Origin of the sequence: Curtobacterium sp. P97 (genome assembly GCF_023712445.1) — a bacterium.
Classification (GTDB): domain Bacteria; phylum Actinomycetota; class Actinomycetes; order Actinomycetales; family Microbacteriaceae; genus Curtobacterium.
This window is the reverse complement of the sequence record NZ_JAMAYF010000137.1, coordinates 1-441: the sequence shown is the minus strand read 5'-3', so window position 1 is coordinate 441 and position 441 is coordinate 1. Positions and strand designations below refer to the sequence as shown.

Annotated in this window: 1 protein-coding gene; it reads right to left on the bottom strand. The window is 71.7% G+C overall.

Going from position 1 to position 441, the window contains the following annotated elements; genetic code table 11:
* On the bottom strand, nucleotides 1-439 hold a 439-nt coding region (locus M3677_RS17325; RefSeq protein ID WP_251161187.1), incomplete at its 3' end, for a ribose-5-phosphate isomerase.
* Between the last annotated feature and the right edge of the window lie 2 nt (nucleotides 440-441).

Below are 441 nucleotides of genomic sequence, written 5' to 3'. Positions count from 1 at the left end.
CGCAGATCGCGGCGACCTTCTCCGCGCTCGCGCTCGACGGGTCGAACGTGTACCCGAGCCACTCCTTCGCCATGCGCCGGGCGACCTCGATGCCGACGACCCGCTGGCCCATGCAGAGCACCAGGGCGTCGTTCGACAGCACCGACCGCTCGACGCTGAACGAGTCGTGCGCCGTGACGGCCCGGATGCCGGGCACCTTGTTCGCGCTGATCGCGACGCCGAGCCCGGTGCCGCAGACCAGGATCGCCCGGTCGGCCTCGCCGTCGGCGATCATCCGGGCGGCGTCGACGGCGACGTGCGGGTACGCCGTGTGGCCGTCCGCGTCGACGCCCACGTCGACCACGCTGGCCACGCGGTCGTCGGCCTCGAGGTCCCGCTTGATGACCTCCTTGTAGTCGAAGCCCGCGTCGTCCGAGCCCACCACCAGTCGTAGCGTCATGC